The organism is Sanguibacter sp. Z1732 (assembly GCF_051020515.1).
Taxonomy (GTDB): Bacteria; Actinomycetota; Actinomycetes; order Actinomycetales; family Beutenbergiaceae; genus CALKWS01.
The window spans coordinates 3,786,517-3,807,027 of sequence record NZ_CP194857.1; the positions used below are offsets into that span (position 1 = coordinate 3,786,517).

The window sequence follows — 20,511 nt, forward strand, 5'->3', positions numbered from 1 at the left end:
GCCCTGAAAGGCACCCGATGGAACTGCTCACCCCGATCCTGCAGGCGATCGGCCTGTTCGTGGCCACGAACATCGACGACATCATCGTCCTGTCCCTCTTCTACGCCCGCGGCGCCGGCCAGCGGGGCACCACCCGCAAGATCCTGCTCGGCCAGTACCTCGGCTTCGGGGGCATCCTGCTGGCCGCCGTGGTCGTCTCCCTCGGCGCCCGCAGCTTCCTGCCCGAGGACGCCCTGCCCTACTTCGGGCTCATCCCCCTGGCCCTGGGCCTGTATGCGGCCTGGCGCGCGTGGCGCAACCGCGGTGAGGATGACGACGATGACGAGGCCAAGGTCGCCGGCAAGCAGGTCGGAGTCCTGACCGTGGCAGCCGTGACGTTCGCCAACGGCGGGGACAACATCGGGGTCTACGTCCCCGTCTTCGCCACCGCGTCCACCACCGCGATCATCGCCTACTGCCTCGTCTTCCTCGCCCTGGTCGGCCTCCTCGTGCTCGCAGCGAAGTACGTCGCCACCCGCCGGCCCATCGCCGAGGTCCTCGAACGCTGGGAGCACATCCTCTTCCCGCTGGTCCTCGTCGGCCTCGGCATCGTCATCCTCCTCGAGGGTGGCGCCTTCGGCCTGTAGCGAGTTCCCAACCGCATCAAAGAGAGGCGGAGCACCTTCGCCGGAGGGGAAGAACCTCCGCGGAGGGTGAGGCTCACCGTTGCAGTGGGGTGCACCCCCTGCAACGCCCTTCCTAAGTGCATAACCGCTGTTGCACCTGGGTCTCGATTTCGGCAGTGCCACACATGAGTCGAATTGGGTCTAGACGTCGCGCTACACACGGGCGGATGCTGCGCCGCCGCCTGGGAGCGATCAACTGCTTCGCAGTTCGAGGAGCGCCTGCTCTTAGCCTTAAAACCAGCTTGGACTCGACGCCGTGCACGCGAGTACGGATATTCGTGCAGCCGAGTTCGAGAATTGACACCACTGGCGTGATTGCTGCCCTCAGCGGTGCCCGGTAGGGCCGCCCGATATTCTGCCCGGTCGAGGCCCCTATTTGAGACAGTGGTGCCCATGGGTTCGATCAAGGTCGGCTACGCCCGGGTCTCCACCGCGGACCAGGATTTGCAGGCCCAGCACGAGGCACTTGTAAGTCTCGGCGTGTCGCCAGAGCGGGTCTATGTGGACCACGGTCTGACCGGCACGAACCGGGACCGCCCCGGCCTGCGGGAGGCGATGGCTGCGTGCCGCGCCGGAGACACGTTGGTGGTGACCAAGTTGGACCGTCTGGCCCGGTCCCTGCCCGATGCTAGGGACATCGCCGATGAACTGACCGCCGCAGGTGTGGTACTGGACATCGGCGGCAGCCGATACGACCCGAGCGACCCGGTGGGAAAGTTGCTGTTCAACGTCTTGTCGATGGTGGCCCAGTTCGAGGTGGACATCATCCGCGCCCGCACCCGCGAGGGCATGGCGGTGGCCCGCGCCAAGGGCAAACTGCGCGGCAGGAAGCCCAAACTCTCCCCCGCCCAGGAACGCCACCTGGTGACCCTGGTGGAAGCCGGCGAGCACACCCAGGCCGAAGTGGCCGAACTGATGGGGGTCTCCCGCGCCACGGTGCACCGGGCGATGCAGCGAGCACAGGCCCGCAAGAAGTCCGCGGGGTCGAGTGTGTAGCGATCGGCGTTCACGGGGCTTTCAGGCCCTCGTAATTCTCGGCGTGTCATCCCTGCTGGTGGCCCAAGAAGCACGGTTCCGCACACCTGATTGACGACCTGGACGCCCAAGGGGCATGGGAGGTGCTAGCGACGTGAGGATCCTGGTGACCGGTTCACGGAACTGGACCGATACCCATACTTTGCAAGCCGCCCTCGATGAGGCACTGACGCAGGCCGACGATCTCGCCGAGGTGGTCCTGGTCCATGGGGACTGCCCCACCGGCGCCGACCGGATGGCCGCGCGCTACTTCGACCGACTGGGGCTGGCGACCGAGGCCCACCCCGCCGACTGGGGCGCCCACGGGCGGGCCGCCGGACCGATCCGCAACGCCCACATGGTCAGCCTCGGCGCCGACCTGGTGCTGGCCTTCCCGCTGGGGGCTTCCCGGGGGACGTGGAACTGCACCCGCCTGGCACAGCGTGCCGGTATCCCGGTGCGCATCATCACCAGCAGCACGGAGCGAACATGAGCGAACTGGTCCAACCCATCGTCCTGGCCTCCGGCGGCACCCACGCCCGGTCCATCCGCCTGGCAGCCCGCGCCGCAGTGTCCGCCCTTCTCCGGCCGCTCCTGACCGGGCAGGCCATCGCCGCCTCCTGGCAGCCCTGGACCGTCGCCGGCCACCCGGTGCTGGTGCGGAGCCTCGACCCCGGCAAGGTCGAAGAGGTGCACCAGTGGGCAATCACGGCCGGTCTGGACAACAGCGGCCGGTGGGATGAGCGGGCCGACCTGGCCGTTGCCCTGCAGCCGATGGCCCGCCGAGATCTACCCCGCACGGTGGCAAGCGCGGCAGATGGGGACCCGGACCTGGACCGGGAGGCCACCACGGCCGGCGAGGAGGACGGGCCGGTCATCGAGGTCCTGTCCACGCTGTCCACCGGCACGGCGGCAACAGCGGCAGCCACCTTGTTGTGGCAGTGGGTGGCGCCGCGGCTGACCGATGCCCCCGAGGGGGTGGCCGAGTGGTTCCGATCCGGGGCCGGGCTGACCATCAAGACTGGCGCCAGCCCCCAAGGGTTGGCCGACGCAGTAGGCGACCTGCACTACCACGACGGTGGGGACAACCTGGTGGCGGTGCTGCGGGCTAGATAACCCTGCGCACTGCGCAAAGGCCAGCCGAGCCGCATAACCTCGCTGGCCAGCAGCGCCCCGACCCCAAGGAGCCGCAGGTGATCCCCAGAAAGCGTGACCGTGCCAGCCTGGCGCAGATGCAGGTGCAACTGGACCGAACCCGGCAGGCCAAGGAGCAGGCCGAGGAGCGACTGGAGCTAGTCCGCTCCGAGCTGCAGGACCTCTACCAAGTTCACCACCCCGACACCAGGCGACTTATGGGTCGCCTCGGGGATGCGATCAAGCCCAGCGATGTGGCCGCCTGCGCCCACTGCCGCACCCCGTGGCCGTGCGAATCCTGGTGTGCGATCCGTCGCCTGCACGCGGCCTCCTACGGTCACGCCGAGTCCGTCCATCCTGTGTACGAGCCGTTGACGCTGGTGCCCAGCACCGACGAGAACCTGGCCGGGTGACGTGGACGCCCCGGACACACCACCAGGTACTGCAAGCAGTAGCCCATGACGGATTGGTGTGGAGACGAATGGGAATCAGAAGCATGCTCGATGCCCAGGTGGCGGTCCTTGGCCCGCTGGCCCGAGCCCACGAGTTGAACCCCTCCCTGGAGGACTTCGCTAGGGCTTATGCGGTCGGGTTCGCCCGCAGCGGCAGCGGGGGTCAGATGGTCCAGGTGGTCCCCGACCGTGCGCTGGTGCGCTACCTGGCGGGACACCACTCGGCGGGTCTGCGCCTATCCCACGCGGGCTGAGGGGGCTGGTGGCACCTGGCCGGCGGGTCCGCACACCGGTAGGACATGAAGCCGATCATTCCCACCGCCGAGCAGCACGCCGACTTCTCCGCATGGCGTGCCGTCGCCCTGTCGCGCATGCCCTACATGGCCGCGATGCTGTTCTCCGTGCGGGTGCTCAACGCCCCCGGGATGGGCACCTTCGCCGTCGATGCCCACCACCGGCTGTACATCGACTTCGATGAGGTCACCGGCTGGGGCACCACCGCCTGCGCCGAGGTCCTGCTACACGAGGTGGGCCACCTGTTCGGTGAGCACGCTTCATTCGCCCGCGACTTCGGCATCAGCAAGGACGACCACGACGTGTGGAACGTTGCCGCCGACGCCAGCTTGAACGACGACCTGGCTGCCGCCGGGTGTGACTACATCGCCGATACCGGCGTGATGCCGGCCCAGTTGGGCGAGCCGGACTACCAGACCGCCCAGCACTACTTCGGCGTGCTGAAGCGCATGATGCAGAAGCAACAGCAACAGCAAGGTGATGGCCAAGGCCGGCAGCAGGGTTCGGGCTGCGGCCAGGACTCAGGGCAGGGCAGCGGCCAGGATGGTGCCAACGGCCCGTTCAGCGGCTGCGGTTCCGGCTCCGGTGGCCGTGCGGCCCCGATGGAACTGGACGCCGACGACGACCTCGACGGGCAGGCACCCGGTGCCTCCTCCGGTGAGCGCAAGCGGCTGCTGGTGAGCACCGCCGCGCAGATCGTGGAGCACGCCTCCCGTGGACTGGGCACCGTGCCCGGCGGGCTGGTGGAGCAGGCCAACCAGATCCTCACCCCCTCCACCACGCCGTGGCAGCGCATCATAGGCTCGATGGTGCGCCGGGTGGTGCGCCGTCGCGCGGGCCAGGAGCGTACCGATTACACCCGCCGCGACCGCCGTCGTCACAACGTGCGCATCGGCGCGAGCGGGTCGAAGGTGGTCTACCCCGGCCGCAGCGCCCCCAAGGTGCGCCTGGCCGTGGTGCGCGACACCTCCGGTTCGATGGGCGAGCAGGAGTTGGAGATCGTCACCAACGAGATCGTGGGAATCTCCCGCCGCCTGCGCATCAAGGGTCGCGACCTGATGGTCCTGGACGTGGACGCCGATGCCCATGCGGTGCGCGGGTTCACCGGAGCGGCGGCGCTGAGCACCGTCCACGGCCGGGGCGGGACCGACATGACCGAGGGCATCGACAAGGCCCTGGAAACTCCGGGAGGCGTGGATGCCGTGGTGGTGATCACCGACGGGGGCACCCCGTGGCCCACCGAGCGCCCCCGCGTTCCGGTGATCGCCTGCCTGGTGGGGCCGTGGGCGCGGCTCACCCAAGAGGACGTTCCCGACTTCATCCCCCACCTGGTGATCGAGGACCCGGCCCAGCAGGGGTCATGAACCAGCGACGACAAGCAGACCAAGGAAGAACAACGATGGACAAGGTTGAGATCAACATCACGCTGACCGACGCAGTGCTGGAACTGGCCGAGATCGAAGAGGCCGAGGAAAGGCTCGACGCCAGGCGCAAGGAGATCCTTGCCCTCGTGGAGCGGACCCGCAGTGGCAGGCTCACCCAGCGCTGAGATTCAGGCTGCGGTGGAGTGGGGCCAGTTCGTCCTACTCGGCGCCGGGCCTTCCCCAGTGAACCGTGCTGTGCGAATCCTGGGGAGTCTCGGCGTGCCCGCACTGACCTCACGCGCCCGACGCGACGGCAGCGCCAGTGCGCGCACCACCGCCGGGGACTTCACCCTGACCGAGGTGCTGGACCTGACCCAGAAGTTGCGCGAGGCCGGGATGCACCTCACCTTGCGCGCGGGCATCATCAGCACCGACCGGCCCCGCCGGCAGGGCAAGCCCCCGGAGTCCGGCTTGTTGCGTGACCGCCAGCGCACGCTGGCCACCTTCACCTTCCCCGACCCCGACACCTACGACCCGCAGACCGTGGACGCCCTGCTGGAGCGCAACGGGTGGCACCAGCACGGCCAGCGGGTGGTGCTCACCTCTTCAGGCGGCGCCCGAAGGGTGCTGGTCCTAGTGGAGTACGACATCGAGGAGCAACTGACCCGCCGGCCGTGGTGGCCCGCGCAGCCGCAGCACCTGGCGCAGGCGGCAGGGCCGCAGCGCGAGGCGGCCTAGTCTTCGTCCACCTCATAGACTCGTGTCGCAGTTTCCTTTGTGCGCTGGTTGTCCAGCAGCGCCTGGTAGGCATCCATGGAGTCCCGCTGCATCGACGGCATCAGATGGGTGTACAGGTCCATAGTGATCTGGTAGGAAGCGTGCCCGAGGCGCTCTTGCACCGCCTTGGGGTGCCAGCCTGCGATCAGTAGCACGCTGGCGTGGGTGTGGCGCAACTCGTGCACCGTGATAGGCGGCAGTGGGTTTCTGGGGTGGTCCAGGTTGTAACGCTCCACCGCCCTGCTCCACCGTCGGTAGACGAAGTTCGGACGCATCTGGTGGCCGTCTTTGGGGTTGGCGAACACCGGCCGGTCGGCACGAACCCGGTTCATGTCAACTGTGGTGAGCCTGCGGCGGTGGTCTCTCAAAGCCAGGGCAACGTCGGTGTTCAGTTCAATCTTGCGCGGATCACCACCCTTGACCTTCTTCGTCAGATCGTATTCAGGCTGACCTTTCCTTTTGATGGTGGCGACCGTCCGGCGGATCGATGCCGACCTCGGCAGGTCCAGGTCCGACCAGCGCAGTGCGGCCACCTCGCCTCGGCGTACTCCCGTGTGTCCGATGAACGCCCATGCGGGGAACATCTCAGGGTCCTCGCGCTCGGCCCACGATAGAAACTCCGTCAGTTGGTCGATTGTCCAGACCGTGATTTCTCCCTTGGCCTCCTTGATCTGTTTGGCTGTCGGGGGCTTGGCTCCTTTGAGCCTGGTCGGGTTGGCGCGGATCATCCGGTCGTCTAGCGCCGAGTCGAGGGCCACCGACAGGGCCTGGTGAACCTTGTGCACAGTGTTGGGTCCCAGTCCCTCGCCGGTCAGTTCGCCCTTATGGTTGCGCCGCCCTTCGGTTTCCAGTCTCCGGTACAGCGCAGCAAGGCGGGTGGAAGTGAGTTTCGCCAGTTCGACCTCACCGATGTAGGGCTTGATGTGTAGTCGAATCACTTTCTGGTATCCGGCCTTGGTGGACTCTCCCACGCGGTGGCCTTCCACCCACTCGTCCATGAACTCGCCCACCGTGATGCCCGCACGGGCGGTGCTTGTTGCTTCTCCGCGGTCTATGGAGCTGAGTTTCTCCCGTAGCCCGACCGAGGCGCTCTTGGCCGTGGGGAACCCGCCCTTTGACCTTCGCCGCAACGGAGAGTCGGGGTCCTCGGGGTCCGCCCGCTCGTACCACTGGATGCGGTACTTGCGCACCCCGGCATAGGTGTAGGCATAGATGCTGCCCTCACCGTGCTTACGCCTGCTCATGCGACGTCGGCACCCAGAAGGGCCATGAGCTTCAGGCGCGGGATGAGCCGCTTGGTGCCGACCTGTAACGAGGGCAACTGCTCCTCGTCTATGGCGCGGTAGACGGTGCGCACGTCCACCCCCAGCAGACTGGCGACCTCCTTGACGGTCAGCGTCGGGCGGTCGGTGGCGAGAGCGTCGGACATCGTGGTGATGGTGTTGTTAGCGGTCATGCCCTCCATGTGTGCGGGCGATGTCTTCTTGTGCCACGGCATGTAATCGCGTGCTCGCTCTGCCCGATCTGGAGCCTGTTGGCACAACAAATGGCACAACAGCGCCATTAGCAGCACGAAGAACCGATGGAAAACGTTGCTATTCTGCGGATGTCCGCCACCCTTGGCGTGGGGGTTCAAGTCCCCCTCTGGACACTCACAGTTGGACCACACTTGTTTCTCAGGGTATCTGAGGCCATCCCCTCCTTCGACACCGAGCCACTGTGCTGGACCTCGGCGGGTTCCGCCGCTCTGAGGAGCCGAAGGTCGCCGCCCTGTCCGTCCTCGACCACCTCTGGGCAACCCGGGAGAGCAGTCGGCCCATCCTCATCGTCATCGACGAGTCCCATAATCTCTGCCCCGCCGAGCCGTTGACGCCGGTGGAGCGGGCGCTGACCGAGCGGATCGTCCAGATCGCGCCGAGGGCCGCAAGTTCGGACTCTGGCTGCTGCTGTCGACCCAGCGGCCGGGCAAGATCCACCCGAACGCCGTCTCGCAGTGTGACAACCTCGCGCTGATGAAGATGTCCTCCCCGCGGGACCTCGTCGAACTCGCCGACCTGTTCGGCTACGCACCCCCGGAGTTGCTCCAGCGCGCAGTCGTTCACTCAGGGCCTCTCACTCATGGCCGGCGGGTTCATCGCCGAGCCGACGGTCGTCCAGATGGGTTCACGGCTCACCGAGGAGGGCGGCTCGGACGTCAGGGTCCCGCTGCGCCGGCCATGAAATTCACCGGCAAGGATCGCTCCTGCGCCTGGCTCCGGCCCGTCGCGGGTGGCCCTCTACCGAGGTCGGTCGTCGTCAGTCGTGAAACCCTCTCGGGTTGCGCGTTCTTCCAGGGTCTCGAGTTCCTGGAAGAAGGTGACTTGCCAGCCAGCCGGACCTTGTACTCGGGCGTTGATCGTGCGGAAAGGGGTGTGCGTCGCAGGTGCCAAGGTCTGCGCGCCATGCTCGCGGGCGGAGGAGACGGCAGCTTCGGTGTCCTCGACCTCCAGGGCGATTCGAAGGGTCGGCCCCGGAGTCGTGGGAGCCTTCTCGATCGCATCGATGGTGCGCACGTGGGTGGGAGTGGCGAGTTCGATCGTGGCGATGCCCGCGTTCAGGATCGACACGCGGTCATCGCCTTCGGTTGCGAAGGCGGGTTGTTCGGCCATCCCCAGAACATCCCGGTAGAACCGGACGGCTTCATCGAAGTCGTCGGTCTCGATGATCAAACGCAGTTGCTGGGTGTATTGGAGCGAGTCATGAGGCCCATCTTGTGGGGTGACATGCGTGTCAGGTGCAAGCCCCAGCCGGACTCGCAGTCGTCGCAGGCCCGCCATCTCAGTCTCGATCGAGCGCTTTTCGCTCTCCAGTCGGGCTTGTGCCGCAACTAATGCCTTGTCCAGAAGCGAAGCATCCTGATCGGGACGGGTGAGGGCGGGGAGCAACTCCTGGATGACAGAACTACAGAATCCAGCCTGGAACAGTTCCTGGATCTGCACGACGCACGCCTCGTGTTCGGCCGTATATACGCGGTGACCTGCCGCGGTGCGATCGGGATCGAGAAGCCCCTGCTGCTCGTAGTACCGAAGCGAACGCACGCTGACACCGGTCCGCGTGGCAAGTTCACCAATTCTCATCGTGGAATCCTTGCTGAGGTGGCTGCTGGTGCGCCGGCGCAAGCAGACTACCCGCCTCTCCAGCCAGCGATACAATCTGCTGTGTTCCATGTGATGTTCTTCGAACCCCGGATCCCCCCGAACACCGGAGCGGCAATCCGGATGTCTGCGGTCACCGGTACCACCTTGCACCTGGTCGAGCCCCTCGGCTTCGATCTATCGGACGCGAAACTGCGCCGTGCGGGACTGGACTACCACGACCTTGCGCACGTGATCGTCCACCCGGACTTCGACGCCGCGATGGCCTGGGTCGGTGAGCACGCCAACGGGACCGTGTACGCCTTCACCGGGCGCGGGCGCACCATGTTCGCCGATATCGCCTACCAACCGGGCGACACTCTGCTCTTCGGCCCCGAGCCGGCCGGTTTCCCCGACCACATCGGCACCGACGAACGCGTCAGCGACACGGTCCGCATCCCGATGCGTCCGGGCCTGCGCTCGCTGAACCTGTCCATTGCCGCAGCGATCGCCACCTACGAAGCCTGGCGCCAGCACGGATACGTCACCGGCGAGTAAGCACCATTCGAAGAGGGCCGGCGGCATTAAAGTATGGGCCGTGACCCAGCCCCCTCCTGCCGTCCCGATCCCCCACGCACTGAGCACCGGAGCCGGCTCCACCCCCCAGGGTGCGGAGTGGATGCGGCGAGTTCCGGAACTGGTGGCACGGGCCGTGCGTCGCTGGTCGCTGCATCTGGGCGAGCCATTCGGCGTGGGCACCGCGTCCTGGACCGCACCCGGAAGGTTGTCCGATGGGACCCCTGTGGTGCTGAAGGTCGCCTACCCCCACTCGGAGGCGCAGTTCGAGGCGATCGCACTGCGGATCTGGCAGGGCCATTCGGCCGTGGAACTGCTCGATCACCACGGCGGTGACTGGGCGCTGCTGATGCGCCGGGCCATGCCGGGCGACCTGCTGCTGAACGACCAGGCACCCCCGGAGCACCGGCTGCGGATCGCGATGGACATCCTGGCCGATCTGCACCAGGCGCCGCTGGCGGAGTTCACGATGCCATCCCTTCGCAGCGTGGCCGCCAACTGGTCCACGACCGCCACCGAGCGTGCCAATACCTGGTCCCACCTGTACGAGGGCTTCCGGTCCGAGATGCAGTACGGACTGGACCTGCTGGCCGCCTTCGCCGACCCAGTTGCCACCCCGGCCCCGACCGTGGCCCTGCACGGCGACCTCAACCCCGGCAACGTGCTCATGGATGCCCCCACCGCCGGTCCGGCCCGGTGGCTGGCGATCGACCCCAAACCGATGGTCGGCGACCCCGGCTACGATCTGTGGCCGATCCTGGCCCAGATCGATGACCCGTTCGCTCATCCCGATCCAGCCGCTGTGCTGGCGCCCCGGATCGGCATGGCTCAGCAAGTGCTGGGGGTGCCGGCCCGGCGCATCTGCGAGTGGGCGTGTGCCCGCACTGTGGAGTCGGTGCTGTGGCGGTTGGAGACCTGGCCCGACCCGGCCCAGCAGCAGCACAACCTGCGCGACCTGCCTGCGGTACGGATCTGGGCGATGCTGGCCCAGCAGTACTGACCTCACCGTCGGATCTGGCTTGAGGTATTTCCATTGCCTCGGGGTCGGTCTGCTGGGAGCGTCATCCGTGTGAGCACAACACAGGTGTCCCCGTTCCACATCGAGATCCCGCTCTCGGCCGTGGCCGATCTGCACGCCCGCCTGGACAACGCACGCTTCCCCACCCCGCTCCCCGGCGATGACTGGAGCACCGGAGTCCCGGTCGAGGTCCTGCGCACCTACACCGCGCGCTGGCGCGAGCACGATTGGAGTGCCACCCAGGACCGGCTCAATGCCCTGCCGCAGTTCACCACTGACATCGAGGGCCAGACCATCCACTTCGTGCACGTTCGCTCCGCGGTACCGGATGCCACCCCGCTGATGCTGGTGCACGGATGGCCCGGGTCGTTCCTGGAGTTCGAGCAACTGATCGGCCCACTGACCGACCCGATCGCCCACGGCGGCCGCGCCGAGGACGCCTTCGACGTGGTCATCCCCTCCCTTCCCGGGTTCGGATTCTCCACCCCCTTGGCGGAGCCGGGCTGGACCACCCACCGGATCGCCTCAGCCTTCACCGAGTTGATGGACAGGTTGGGCTTTCCCAGGTTCGTCGTCCAGGGTGGGGACATCGGCGCCGGTGTCGCGCCCGAGATGGGCAGGGTGGCGCCCGAGAAGGTGATCGCGGTGCACGTCAACGGTGCGCTCGGAGGGTTCGTCGGGGAAGTCGACGACGAGACGTACGCACAACTCTCCGAGGTCGAGCAGGATCGGCTGCGCAGGGTCGGGGAGTTCATGCAGAGCGAGTTCGGCTACATCGCCATCCAGTCCACCAGACCCGGGCTGATCGGGGCCATGGCCGCCGACAGTCCGGTTGCCAGTTCGTCCTCGCCAACGCCTCCCTGTACTGGTTCACCGCGTCGGCGGGTTCAGCAGCCTATGTCGGTTACGGCATGAATGAGGGCTGGGGCGAGGTTCCTGTCGATTCCGGCGTCCCTACAGCAGCGATCCAGTTCGCCCACGACATCGGCATCCGACACGTAGCCGAGACGTCCAACACCATCCGCTGCCCTGGAGGAACCGGAGATCCTGGTCCACGACCTGCGTGAGTTCGTGCGATCAGCACGGTCTAGTGAAAATCCCGGGACTTCGCCGGCACCCGCAGGCTGAGCGGGCTGATCTGATCGGCGGTCAGGTTGGTCACGTTCTCGGCGTACTCCACCACCCCCCGGACCACCAGGGCCGCGCTGGTGCGGGCCACCTTGCGGTACTTGGCCCACACCCCCGGTGAGCAGATCACGTTGATCAGCCCGGTCTCATCCTCCAGGGACAAGAACGTCACCCCCCGGGCGGTGGCCGGGCGCTGCCGGTGGGTGACCACCCCGGCCACCCGGATCCGCTGCCGGTCCAACCCCGCGCAGGCCCGTGCCACCGTGAGCACCCCCTGGGCGTCCAGATCCTCCCGCAGGAACTGCGTGGGGAAGGAGTCCACCGAGACCCCGGTTGACCAGACATCGGCGACGGCGGTACTCACCTCGTCCATCCCGGTCAGTTCGGGCACATCGAGCCCGACGGCGGTCAGCGGCAACACGTCCTGCACCCAGTCCCCGTGCTGGCGTCCGCTCTCGGCTGCCAGGGCCCCGGCCAGCCACAGCGCCTCCCGTCTGGAGTGCCCGAAGCACTCCAGAGCCCCGGCGGTGGCCAGCGCCTCCACCTGCGCAGCGCTGAGGCGTACCCGGCGGGTCAGGTCGGCCAGGTCGGCGAAGGGAGCCTGCTCGCGCGCCGCCACGATCCGCTCTGCGGTCTTCTCCCCGATCCCCCGCACCGGTGCCAGGCCGAGTTGGACCGCCAAGGTGCCGTCATCCTCACGCACCACGATCGCCTGAGCAGCCGAGCGGTCCAGCCGGGCCCGGTGCACGACCACGCCACGCCGTCGGGCATCAGCCACCAGGGACTGCGGTGAGTAGAACCCCATCGGCTGGGCAGCCAGCAGCCCGGCGTAGAACGCCTCGGGGTGGTGCACCTTCAGCCACGCACTGGCGTAGACCAGGTAGGCGAAGGAGAAGGCATGGGACTCAGGGAACCCGAAGTCGGAGAAGGCCTTGAGTTTGTCGTAGATCTGCTCCCCCACCTCCATGCTGATCCCGTTGGCCGCCATCCCGGCCATCAGCCGCTCCCGCAGGGCCTCCATCCGTTCGGCCGACCGCTTGGATCCCATCGCCCGGCGTAGTTGGTCGGCCTCGGCGGGGGTGAAGGAGGCCACGTCCACGGCGATCTGCATCAGTTGTTCCTGGAACAGCGGGATCCCCAGGGTGCGCTTCAGGGTGGGCTCCAGCAGGGGGTGCAGGTAGGTGACCTCCTCCTTGCCGCGGGCCCTGCGGATGTAGGGGTGCACCGAGTTCCCCTGGATGGGTCCCGGGCGGATCAGGGCGACCTCCACCACGATGTCGTAGAAGGTGCGCGGCCGGAGTCTGGGCAGGGTGGCCATCTGTGCCCGCGACTCGACCTGGAAGACCCCCACCGTCTCGGCCGCGCAGAGCAGGTCGTACACCGCCGGGTCCTCCTGACCGATCGAGTGCAGATCCAGTTCGATCCCCTCGATCCGGCCGATCATCGTGAAGGCCAGCCGCAGCGCGGTGAGCATGCCCAGGCCGAGCAGGTCGAACTTGACCAGGCCGGCGTCGGCACAGTCATCCTTGTCCCACTGCAGCACGGTGCGCCCGGGCATGGTGGCCCACTCCACCGGGCACACATCGATCACCGGTCGGTCGCACAGCACCATTCCCCCGGAGTGGATGCCCAGGTGGCGGGGCAGGCGCAGCATCTGCTCGGCGATGTCGATCACCGGTTCGGGGATGCTCTCCAGATCACCACCGGCGGCGTCGGCTGCGGCGACCACCTCCGGCCCGGGCGTCCAGGGACCGTCGCGGCGCAGTCGCTCCTGTTCACTGGTGCGCTCCTTGGGTGCCTCGATCGGCGGGCTGGGTTTGAGACTGCCCCACCGTTCGATGCTCTTGGACCAGGCGTCCTGCTGCCCCACGTCGTATCCGAAGGCACGGGCCGCATCACGCACCGCCGAGCGTGGCCGGTAGGAGATCACGTTGGCGACCTGGGCGGCGTGGGTGCGCCCGTAGCGGGTGTACACATGCTGGATCACCTCCTCGCGGCGGGCCGACTCGATGTCCAGGTCGATATCGGGCGGCCCGGAGCGGCCCGGGGCCAGGAACCGCTCGAACAACAGGGTGTGCTGGACGGCGTCGACGGCGGTGATGCCCAGGGCGTAGCAGACCGCGGAGTTGGCGGCCGAGCCCCTGCCCTGGCACAGGATCTGGTTCTCGCGGCAGAACTGCACGATCTGGTGCACGATCAGGAAGTACCCCGGGAAGCCCAGTTCGGTGATGATGTCCAGTTCGCGGGCGATGGTGGCATAGGCCTTCGGATGCTTGGGAGCATCGGGGGGGCCATAACGTTCCAGCGCCCCACGGCGCACCAACTCACGCAGCCAGGTGGCCTCGGTGTGCCCCTCCGGCACCGGGTACGGCGGCAGATTCGGCGCGATCAGGTCCAGATCGAAGGCGCACTCGGCGGCCAGCGCCGCACTGGTGGCCACCGCCTGTGGATGGCGGTGGTGCCGGGCGTACATCTCCGCCGCCCCGCGTAGGTGAGCCGGGGCGGGTGGACGACGGGCGTCCATCTCCTCCAGGGTGGAGCGCTGGGCCAGGGCGGCGAGCACGTCGGTCAGCGGCTGCTGGTCCGGGCGGGCACAGTGCACCGCACCGGTGGCCACCAGCGGCAGTCCGGCTCGATCGGCGAGTTCGGCGAGGGCGTCCGAGCGCACCGAGTCCCACGGGGCACCGTGGTCGGTGATCTCCACCGCCACGTTCTCCGGCCCGAACGCCTCGGTGAGCTCGGCCAGGGCACGTCTGGCGGCGGGCAGGTCGAACCTTCCTGGCTGGGGTTCCAGGGCCTGACGGACCGCGCCCTGCCGGCACCCGGTGAGCACCAACCAGTTACCGGCGGCCAGGTCGGCCAGTTCGGGGAGGTCATAGGTCGGTGTCCCCTTCGCACCACCGGCCAGGTGCGCCCTGGCGATCCCCCGGGACAGCCGCCGGTACCCCTCCGGCCCACGGGCCAGGGCCAGTAGGTGCTGATCGGGCAGTCCCAGCTCGGCACCGTAGAGGGTGGGCAGCCCCAGCGTCCGGGCCGCCTCGGCGAAGCGCACCACCCCGTACAGGCCGTCGTGGTCGGTCAGGGCCATCGCGGACAACCCCAGCCCGGCGGCTTCGATCGCCAACTCTTCCGGCTGGCTGGCGCCGTCGAGGAAGCTGAACGCCGAATGGGCGTGCAGTTCGGCATAGGCACTCATCCGGCACGCACCAGTACCGCACCGAGGGACCGCTCCAGGATGCTCTCCCGCTGCAGGTCCGGTCCGCGTCGCTGCCTGGGTCCGGGCTGGACCGGGGCGCGCGAGTGGTACCGGTGCCCGGTCGGAGTGCTCAGTTCGGTCTGATGGGAATCCCAGGTGGACAGTGCCCGGGCCCACCATCCCGGGGCCTCCTTGGTGTAGTTGCACCGTTCGCACAGGCCCTGGAGGTTCTGGGCGGACGTCGCTCCGCCCTCCTGCACCCCCCGGATGTGGTCCCGGTGACGCACCGGGGCCTCGCACCAGGGCGTGCGGCAGGTCTGATCCCGGGCGTCGATGAAGGCAGCCAGGCCCGCCGGTGCACGACGGGAACGGGCGTCCATGGCCACCAGTTGCCCGGTGGTGGGTGCGGTGTAGAGGCGGCGGATCCACACCTGGCGCTCATCCGCCGTGCGCACCTGCTCCCGGGCCCACGCCGCGGGCACCACACCGTAGCCGGGTACGTAGGCGGGTTCACCGTCTCCGGACAGCAACGTCCGATCAGTGATCACCAACTGCACCTGGTGGGCGACGGCCTCGGCCTCGGACTGCCCGGTGACCCGCTCGACCAGGGTGTCGGCCATGATCTGGCCGCGCGAACGAGAGTCGCCCCGGCCGCGCAACGTCTCGGCGCGTGCGGTCAGCGCCGCGTACACCGCCACACCCTGTGCCACCGGGAGCAACCCGGTGAGATAGGCCATCGTGTCCGGTGCCGGCCGGATGGAGACGGTACGTTCACTGGTGGCCTTCGAGGCTCGACGGACCTGGGCCGCAGCATCGATCCGATAGGCGATCTTCTTCGCCTCGGCCACCAGCCGGCGGTCCCCGAGGCCTTCCAGATCGAGACCGGCGAGTTCGGCGTCGAGACGACCGCGATCCGCCACGCTCAGGCAGGCACTCTCCCGCACCAGCAACGTGGCGCGCCACTCACTGATCCACCCGTTCCGCAGCGCGCGCCGGGTGTTCGGCATCTCGGCCAGTGCGGTGGCCAGGCCCAGGTAACGACCACCACGAACCGGAGACTCCCGCCGGGCCAGGGCGATCTGGGTGGCCACACCCTTGCTGCGCTCCTCGGCAGGCACCCCGGCAGCAGCACGTTCGGCCCGGGTCGCCTCCAGCAGGTCCACGCTGACCTGGGCCTGGGCTGCGGCCGCGGCGGCCTTGAGTTCCTCCAGGGCGCGGATCTGGTCGATCCGCTCGGCGTTCGAGATCTGCCGATCCAGGCGTCTCAAGGCCTGGGTCCACCCGGTGATCACACCGGCGGCCACGCCCTGATCAGCACCTGATTCGTACATGTGTTTGAGTATATAGCGGTGTACTGACATCGCCCACCGCAGCCCCGCCCGAGGGGCTCGACCCGGTCCCACCGCAGCCGGAGGACGTCGGCCCCGCGACTTCGCAGTAGGCTGCGGTAAGCGCTTGCACCCACCACGTGAAGGAAGCCCGGACCGGATGAACGCCTCCATACCCGCCCCTGGCGAGGCCCTGCGGATCGCGATCGTGGGATGCGGGGTGATCGGCACCCTGCACGCCGAGGTGGCCGCAGCCAGCCCTGACTTGCACGTAGTGGCGGTGGTCGACCCGATCGCCGAGCGCACGGAGAAACTCGCGCACCTGCTCACCGGTACCGAGACCGGCACTGCGAGCCAGCCCCCCCACGCCGGTACGCCGACCTGGACGAGGCTCTGGCACACGGAGGCCTCGACGTCGTCACCGTCTGCACACCCAGCGGCACCCACGCCGCCCTGGCCGGCCAGGCCCTGGAGGCCGGGCTGCACGTCGTGGTGGAGAAACCCCTCGATGCCGACCTCGTCGCCGCCCGTGCCCTGCATGCCGCTGCCGCCACCCGCCCGGAGCAGATGGTCAGCGTGATCAGCCAGCACCGGCACGACCCCTCGGCGATGGCGATCCACGAGGCCCTCGAGCAAGGCCGGCTGGGCCGGGTGACCTCGGCGGTGGCGAACGTGGACTGGTACCGCAAACAGGCCTACTACGACTCCGGGGACTGGCGCGGCACCTGGGCCCAGGACGGCGGTGGGGCGCTGGCGAACCAGGGCATCCACACTCTGGACCTGTTGTTGTGGTTCCTCGGTGAGCCGCTGGAGGTCTTCGCCTACACCGCCCGGCTGGGCCACGAACGCATCGACGTCGAGGACGTGGCCGTGGCGGTGATCCGGTTCACCTCCGGCGCGCTGGCCACCGTGCACGCCTCCACCACGGTGTATCCGGACCTGGGCGTGCGTCTGGGCATTCACGGCACCGACGGTTCAGCGGTGATCGAAGGGGATCTGCTCAGTTACTTCCACGCCCGCGACGCCGAGGGGGCCGCCTGGGTCGCCAATCAGGTGGGCGCCCAGGAGGATGAGAACAAGAACGTGCTCGGCGGGTTCGATCCGGCCGGCTCGCACACCAGCCAGTACGGGGACTCCCACGCCCTGCAGTGGGCTGACGTGGTGCGGGCGATCCGCTCCGGCGGACAGCCCTGGGTGGGGCTGGACCACGGCCTGAACGCCCTGGCCACGGTGCGCGCGATCTACCTCTCCGCCACACTCGGGCAGCCGATCCGGGTGGCTGAGGTGCTCGCCGGGGACTACGACGGCGTGCCGGTGCGGACCGGTCAGGTGCCTCAGGCGTCGCAGACCAGCGGGTAACGGCTGATCCGTGCGTTAATTCGTCGCCGCACCGGTCAGCACGACCAGCACGTCGCGGGCCGAGATCAGCCCGATCACGTCATCGGAGTCGGAGATCGGCAGGTGCCGGATCCCGGCCTCCACCATCTGCCGGGCCGCCTCGGTCACGCTCTGATCAGGGGTGGCGGTGACCAGGTCGGAGGACAGCACCTCCTCGGCAGTGAGGTTCTCCAGGTTCGCCCCGTTGGCCACGTGCTCGACCAGATCACGCTCGGTGATGATGCCCACGCAGCGGGTCTCGGTGGTGACCATGACCGCGCCGATGGCGTTGGCCGCGAGCTCCTCGGCCACATGCCGCAACGAGTCGCCCAGGCTGACCATCGCCACCGGAGTGCTCATCAGGTCCCGCACCGGTGATTGCGGTGTGACGTTGCCGTATCCCATGTCTCTACGGTGCCACGCCCGGGAGGTTTACGGGCTGTATTCGCCCGGTGGGTCCCAGCGCAGTGGTGTCGTCAGTCATAGATGCCCTCCACCCACCACTCTTCACCCTCGGCGCACAGCAGCAGCGCCGGCCCCTCGGTGCACACCACCTGCAGATAGGTGCGTCCGCGCCCGCCGGCCCACCAGCGCTCGCGCACCGGCCACGGTCCGGCCCAACCACTGACCGCCCACCGCCCCGACCAGGACGGTGGCGCCGGAATCTCCACCCGGGCCGGGTCCGCACCGAGCAGTCCGCGAGGGCCCACCCGCACCGGACGATCGCCGGCATCGGCCAACTCCACCTGGATCTTCTCGGTGGGCACCGTGGCCGGCAGCGGGGGCGGGATCTGCCCGGGCCAAGGGGCGTCCGGACGACGACGGGGGCTGGTCTCGTCCCCCCAGGCCACCAATCGCACCCGGCCCCTGGGCGTGCGTCCGCCTTCCAGCACCGGGGCGAGTACCTGTTCGGCCCCGAGCATTCCCTGTACCCGCAACGCGGCCCGGCCGGCGTGCTCCTGTCCCCGGCTGTTGCGCCCCCACAGTCCCTCGCTCATCGCCGCAGCCGGATGCACCTCCTCGGCGGCCAGTTCCAGGTGCACCAATGGAGCACTGGGCACCTCACCACTGCGTCCGCTGAGCCACCCCTCCAACTGCCATCGCACCCGGTCGGTCAGTTCGGTGGCGGTCAGCGCCCCGTCGATACGCCAGGTGCGCTCCAGTTCCAGCCCGTCCTCGGTCCGGGCCAGCACCCGCAACCGGGTGCACACCACTCCGCGGCGCAACATCCGGTTGTTCACCTCCTCCGCCAGGCGACGTCCGGCGAAAGCGGCCACATCCACCCGCTGCACCGGCGGGTCCAGTTCGGCGTGCGCGGTGATGTCGGGTTCGGTGCGGTGAGCCGGCACCGGGTACTCATCCAGGCCCTGGGCCAGCCGGTGCACGGCGGTTCCCAGGGCACCGAACCTGGGCCCGACCTGAGCGGGGCGCAGCGCAGCCATGTCCCCCAGCGCCGCGATGCCCAGCCGGCGCAGCAGATCGATCAGGTCGGTCAGTTCCCGGCGCAACTGCTGGGTGGTGGCCACCATCATCAGTTCCCGCACGTCCCGCCCGGCCAGGTAGGCACGGGCACCACCGCGGGGCACGAGCACGCCGTCCCGGGCAGCCAGCACCGCCGCCAGCAACCCGTCGGCCACGCCCACCTGCGCTTCGGCACCGGTGGCGGTGGCGACCTGTTCGATCAGGTCCGCGGCCACACGTTCCTCCGAGCCCAGGTAACGGGCCGGCCCGTCGGCGGTGGTGAGCATCAGGCCCGGACGCATCACCTGCACCTGGGCCACCACATCCTCGGCGGCCTGCACCAGCGGTTCGAAAGCCCGTACGTCCCGGCCCTCGTCTGTGTGGATCAGCACCAGGTCCGGGCACAGTCCCTGGGCGGTACGCCGGCGCATCCCCCGCCGTACCCCAGCCGCACGGGCCGACGCACCGGCAACCACGATCTGGCGCCCGTCGTGCACGGCGACCGGCTCGTGCGCCCCGACCAGCCCCTCGGCGATCGCGGCCGCCACCGGCCAGTCCGGTACCCACAACACCGCCAGCCTGGTGCCCACCGGAGGTGCTGCGGATTCAGTCAACGCGCTCATCAGCCGACCTCGGCCAGGATCGGGTCGTCGCCGGCCCACGGTCGCCCGCGCTCGTCGGTCTGCTCCGGGATGGAGGAGAGCCCATCGGCCCCGGCGAGCACCCGCACCTGTCGCGCCGGCCCGGCCAACTGCCCCCGGCCCAGGGAGTGCACGACCATCTCCCGCCCGGTGAGCAACCCGTGCCCGTGGCCCACCCCGGACCACACCGCCGGCTGCACCTGCAGCGCCACGTGCGCACCGGGCCAGTGCTGGTCGGTCAGCAGCACCGCTCCTCGCCGGCGCAACCGTCCGGTCAGGGACCGCCGTCCCGCGGGGTTCAGACCCGGACACGCTCCGACCAGGAGCACATCGAACCCGTCCACCAGAGCACCCAGCACAGCGGCCGCATCCGGGCCCGGGTCGGGGACCGCGACCACCCGGCTCAGGTCGAGTCCGGCAGCCGCGGCCGCAGCCCACCCCACATCGGGCATGCCCACCAGCACGCACCAGCGCTCGGCCCCCGCGGCCGACTGGGCGATGGCCAGCAGCACAGTGGTGGATCCGTGTACCTGCGCGATCATGCCTGGGCGCAATCCCCCGGGCAGCAACGGGGCCAGGGCCCCGGGCACCGCCAGACCCTGGTATCCGGGCTGCTCCGCAACCGGCTGCCGCTCCTGCAATTGCCGCCCGGGGACGCCGTCACCGCCACCGCCACCGCTGCCGTCCGCGCCGGTGACCCCGCTCGCGCCGGTCTCGGTGCCCCCACCCATGCCCGTCTCGGCGACCACCCCCACCGCGACCTCTGCGGCGGCGAGCGCCCGCCGGGCGGCGACCATCTTCGCCTGCTTCGTCGTCGCCGTCGTCATCACACCTCCTCCACTCACACCTGACACGGTAGGTGCGACCACTGACATTCATCGAACGTCAGTTCTAGTCAAGGCTGTCGGTGCCGGCCTGTCAAGATCCAAGAGGCACGAACAACCCAGTCGTGGTAGAACCACCGGGAAGAGTT

21 protein-coding genes and 1 pseudogene are annotated in these 20,511 nt (G+C 68.7%); 14 read left to right on the forward strand and 8 right to left on the reverse strand.

Annotated features, from left to right (window positions below; translation table 11 throughout):
* Positions 1–17 precede the first annotated feature (17 nt).
* The 9 genes from ACRRRO_RS19665 to ACRRRO_RS19705 all read left to right on the forward strand — a co-directional run bounded on the left by ACRRRO_RS19665 (position 18) and on the right by ACRRRO_RS19705 (position 5,661).
* A complete protein-coding gene (locus tag ACRRRO_RS19665; protein WP_424791518.1) occupies positions 18–626 on the forward strand; it encodes a cadmium resistance transporter in 609 nt (202 codons plus the stop codon).
* Between the two features lie 432 nt (positions 627–1,058).
* Positions 1,059–1,661: a recombinase family protein gene (locus ACRRRO_RS19670; protein WP_434080737.1), complete on the forward strand. Its 603-nt coding sequence runs from the start codon at positions 1,059–1,061 to the stop codon at positions 1,659–1,661.
* Between the two features lie 133 nt (positions 1,662–1,794).
* The gene (locus ACRRRO_RS19675; protein WP_424797650.1) at positions 1,795–2,172 is read left to right on the forward strand and encodes a DUF2493 domain-containing protein; all 378 of its coding nucleotides are present in this window, start codon (positions 1,795–1,797) and stop codon (positions 2,170–2,172) included.
* Positions 2,169–2,795, forward strand: a complete 627-nt coding sequence (locus ACRRRO_RS19680) for a hypothetical protein (RefSeq protein ID WP_424797649.1) — start codon at positions 2,169–2,171, stop codon at positions 2,793–2,795. The genes ACRRRO_RS19675 and ACRRRO_RS19680 overlap by 4 nt, the downstream gene beginning before the upstream one ends.
* Positions 2,796–2,872: 77 nt before the next feature.
* Positions 2,873–3,226 (forward strand): hypothetical protein, encoded by a 354-nt coding sequence (locus ACRRRO_RS19685; protein WP_424797648.1) that lies wholly within the window; start codon positions 2,873–2,875, stop codon positions 3,224–3,226.
* Between the two features lie 68 nt (positions 3,227–3,294).
* Complete coding sequence (locus ACRRRO_RS19690; RefSeq protein WP_434080738.1) at positions 3,295–3,519, forward strand: hypothetical protein; 225 nt, start codon at positions 3,295–3,297, stop codon at positions 3,517–3,519.
* Positions 3,520–3,564: 45 nt separating this feature from the next.
* Positions 3,565–4,923 carry a DUF2201 family putative metallopeptidase gene (locus tag ACRRRO_RS19695; protein ID WP_424797646.1) on the forward strand — a complete coding sequence of 453 codons (1,359 nt, stop codon included), beginning with the start codon at positions 3,565–3,567 and terminating at the stop codon, positions 4,921–4,923.
* 35 nt (positions 4,924–4,958) lie between these two features.
* Complete coding sequence (locus ACRRRO_RS19700; RefSeq protein ID WP_277051078.1) at positions 4,959–5,108, forward strand: hypothetical protein; 150 nt, start codon at positions 4,959–4,961, stop codon at positions 5,106–5,108.
* 94 nt (positions 5,109–5,202) lie between these two features.
* Complete coding sequence (locus ACRRRO_RS19705; RefSeq protein WP_424797645.1) at positions 5,203–5,661, forward strand: hypothetical protein; 459 nt, start codon at positions 5,203–5,205, stop codon at positions 5,659–5,661.
* On the opposite strand, the gene ACRRRO_RS19710 is transcribed toward ACRRRO_RS19705, so the two are convergent.
* The 3 genes from ACRRRO_RS19710 to ACRRRO_RS19720 all read right to left on the reverse strand — a co-directional run bounded on the left by ACRRRO_RS19710 (position 5,658) and on the right by ACRRRO_RS19720 (position 8,816).
* A complete protein-coding gene (locus ACRRRO_RS19710) occupies positions 5,658–6,944 on the reverse strand; it encodes a tyrosine-type recombinase/integrase (protein ID WP_424797644.1) in 1,287 nt (428 codons plus the stop codon). The two genes, ACRRRO_RS19705 and ACRRRO_RS19710, sit on opposite strands and share 4 nt — an antisense overlap.
* Positions 6,941–7,156 carry an excisionase family DNA-binding protein gene (locus ACRRRO_RS19715; protein WP_424797643.1) on the reverse strand — a complete coding sequence of 72 codons (216 nt, stop codon included), beginning with the start codon at positions 7,154–7,156 and terminating at the stop codon, positions 6,941–6,943. Before ACRRRO_RS19715 ends, ACRRRO_RS19710 begins: the two co-directional genes overlap by 4 nt.
* Before the next feature lie 820 nt (positions 7,157–7,976).
* Complete coding sequence (locus tag ACRRRO_RS19720) at positions 7,977–8,816, reverse strand: MerR family transcriptional regulator (RefSeq protein ID WP_434080739.1); 840 nt, start codon at positions 8,814–8,816, stop codon at positions 7,977–7,979.
* Positions 8,817–8,897: 81 nt separating this feature from the next.
* On the opposite strand from ACRRRO_RS19720, the gene ACRRRO_RS19725 reads away from it, so the two are divergent.
* From ACRRRO_RS19725 to ACRRRO_RS19735, 3 genes are all read left to right on the forward strand, one after another.
* Positions 8,898–9,371 (forward strand): tRNA (cytidine(34)-2'-O)-methyltransferase, encoded by a 474-nt coding sequence (locus tag ACRRRO_RS19725; RefSeq protein WP_424797640.1) that lies wholly within the window; start codon positions 8,898–8,900, stop codon positions 9,369–9,371.
* A 40-nt stretch (positions 9,372–9,411) separates the two neighbouring features.
* Positions 9,412–10,389, forward strand: coding sequence for an aminoglycoside phosphotransferase family protein (locus tag ACRRRO_RS19730; RefSeq protein WP_424797639.1), 978 nt, complete (start codon positions 9,412–9,414; stop codon positions 10,387–10,389).
* A 69-nt stretch (positions 10,390–10,458) separates the two neighbouring features.
* Complete coding sequence (locus ACRRRO_RS19735) at positions 10,459–11,322, forward strand: epoxide hydrolase family protein (protein WP_424797638.1); 864 nt, start codon at positions 10,459–10,461, stop codon at positions 11,320–11,322.
* Between the two features lie 172 nt (positions 11,323–11,494).
* On the opposite strand, the gene ACRRRO_RS19740 is transcribed toward ACRRRO_RS19735, so the two are convergent.
* Positions 11,495–14,731 carry an error-prone DNA polymerase gene (locus ACRRRO_RS19740; protein ID WP_424797637.1) on the reverse strand — a complete coding sequence of 1,079 codons (3,237 nt, stop codon included), beginning with the start codon at positions 14,729–14,731 and terminating at the stop codon, positions 11,495–11,497.
* Positions 14,728–16,062, reverse strand: coding sequence for an HNH endonuclease (locus ACRRRO_RS19745; RefSeq protein ID WP_424797636.1), 1,335 nt, complete (start codon positions 16,060–16,062; stop codon positions 14,728–14,730). The genes ACRRRO_RS19740 and ACRRRO_RS19745 overlap by 4 nt, the downstream gene beginning before the upstream one ends.
* A gap of 157 nt (positions 16,063–16,219) precedes the next feature.
* Here ACRRRO_RS19745 and ACRRRO_RS19750 point away from each other — a divergent pair.
* Together ACRRRO_RS19750 and ACRRRO_RS19755 are read left to right on the forward strand one after the other, a co-directional pair.
* Positions 16,220–16,321: pseudogene (locus ACRRRO_RS19750) on the forward strand (hypothetical protein); the annotation flags it as partial.
* A 131-nt stretch (positions 16,322–16,452) separates the two neighbouring features.
* Positions 16,453–17,418 carry a Gfo/Idh/MocA family protein gene (locus ACRRRO_RS19755; RefSeq protein ID WP_434081610.1) on the forward strand — a complete coding sequence of 322 codons (966 nt, stop codon included), beginning with the start codon at positions 16,453–16,455 and terminating at the stop codon, positions 17,416–17,418.
* Between the two features lie 15 nt (positions 17,419–17,433).
* Here the strand turns inward: ACRRRO_RS19755 and ACRRRO_RS19760 are convergent, their stop codons facing one another.
* From ACRRRO_RS19760 to ACRRRO_RS19770, 3 genes are all read right to left on the reverse strand, one after another.
* Positions 17,434–17,841, reverse strand: coding sequence for a cyclic nucleotide-binding/CBS domain-containing protein (locus tag ACRRRO_RS19760; RefSeq protein WP_424787820.1), 408 nt, complete (start codon positions 17,839–17,841; stop codon positions 17,434–17,436).
* Positions 17,842–17,912: 71 nt separating this feature from the next.
* Positions 17,913–19,520 (reverse strand): DNA polymerase Y family protein, encoded by a 1,608-nt coding sequence (locus ACRRRO_RS19765; protein ID WP_424787821.1) that lies wholly within the window; start codon positions 19,518–19,520, stop codon positions 17,913–17,915.
* A complete protein-coding gene (locus ACRRRO_RS19770) occupies positions 19,520–20,365 on the reverse strand; it encodes a hypothetical protein (protein ID WP_424787822.1) in 846 nt (281 codons plus the stop codon). The genes ACRRRO_RS19765 and ACRRRO_RS19770 overlap by 1 nt, the downstream gene beginning before the upstream one ends.
* Between the last annotated feature and the right edge of the window lie 146 nt (positions 20,366–20,511).

Bases quoted from the DNA above. Each gene is read 5' to 3' on its own strand.
- ACRRRO_RS19680 (WP_424797649.1), top strand. From the start codon at position 2,169: ATGAGCGAACTGGTCCAACCCATCGTCCTGGCCTCCGGCGGCACCCAC.
- ACRRRO_RS19720 (WP_434080739.1), bottom strand. From the start codon at position 8,816: ATGAGAATTGGTGAACTTGCCACGCGGACCGGTGTCAGCGTGCGTTCG.
- ACRRRO_RS19715 (WP_424797643.1), bottom strand. From the start codon at position 7,156: ATGACCGCTAACAACACCATCACCACGATGTCCGACGCTCTCGCCACC.
- ACRRRO_RS19690 (WP_434080738.1), top strand. From the start codon at position 3,295: ATGGGAATCAGAAGCATGCTCGATGCCCAGGTGGCGGTCCTTGGCCCG.
- ACRRRO_RS19700 (WP_277051078.1), top strand. From the start codon at position 4,959: ATGGACAAGGTTGAGATCAACATCACGCTGACCGACGCAGTGCTGGAA.
- ACRRRO_RS19710 (WP_424797644.1), bottom strand. From the start codon at position 6,944: ATGAGCAGGCGTAAGCACGGTGAGGGCAGCATCTATGCCTACACCTAT.
- ACRRRO_RS19760 (WP_424787820.1), bottom strand. From the start codon at position 17,841: ATGGGATACGGCAACGTCACACCGCAATCACCGGTGCGGGACCTGATG.
- ACRRRO_RS19670 (WP_434080737.1), top strand. From the start codon at position 1,059: ATGGGTTCGATCAAGGTCGGCTACGCCCGGGTCTCCACCGCGGACCAG.
- ACRRRO_RS19745 (WP_424797636.1), bottom strand. From the start codon at position 16,062: ATGTACGAATCAGGTGCTGATCAGGGCGTGGCCGCCGGTGTGATCACC.
- ACRRRO_RS19740 (WP_424797637.1), bottom strand. From the start codon at position 14,731: ATGAGTGCCTATGCCGAACTGCACGCCCATTCGGCGTTCAGCTTCCTC.
- ACRRRO_RS19665 (WP_424791518.1), top strand. From the start codon at position 18: ATGGAACTGCTCACCCCGATCCTGCAGGCGATCGGCCTGTTCGTGGCC.
- ACRRRO_RS19695 (WP_424797646.1), top strand. From the start codon at position 3,565: ATGAAGCCGATCATTCCCACCGCCGAGCAGCACGCCGACTTCTCCGCA.
- ACRRRO_RS19765 (WP_424787821.1), bottom strand. From the start codon at position 19,520: ATGAGCGCGTTGACTGAATCCGCAGCACCTCCGGTGGGCACCAGGCTG.
- ACRRRO_RS19770 (WP_424787822.1), bottom strand. From the start codon at position 20,365: ATGACGACGGCGACGACGAAGCAGGCGAAGATGGTCGCCGCCCGGCGG.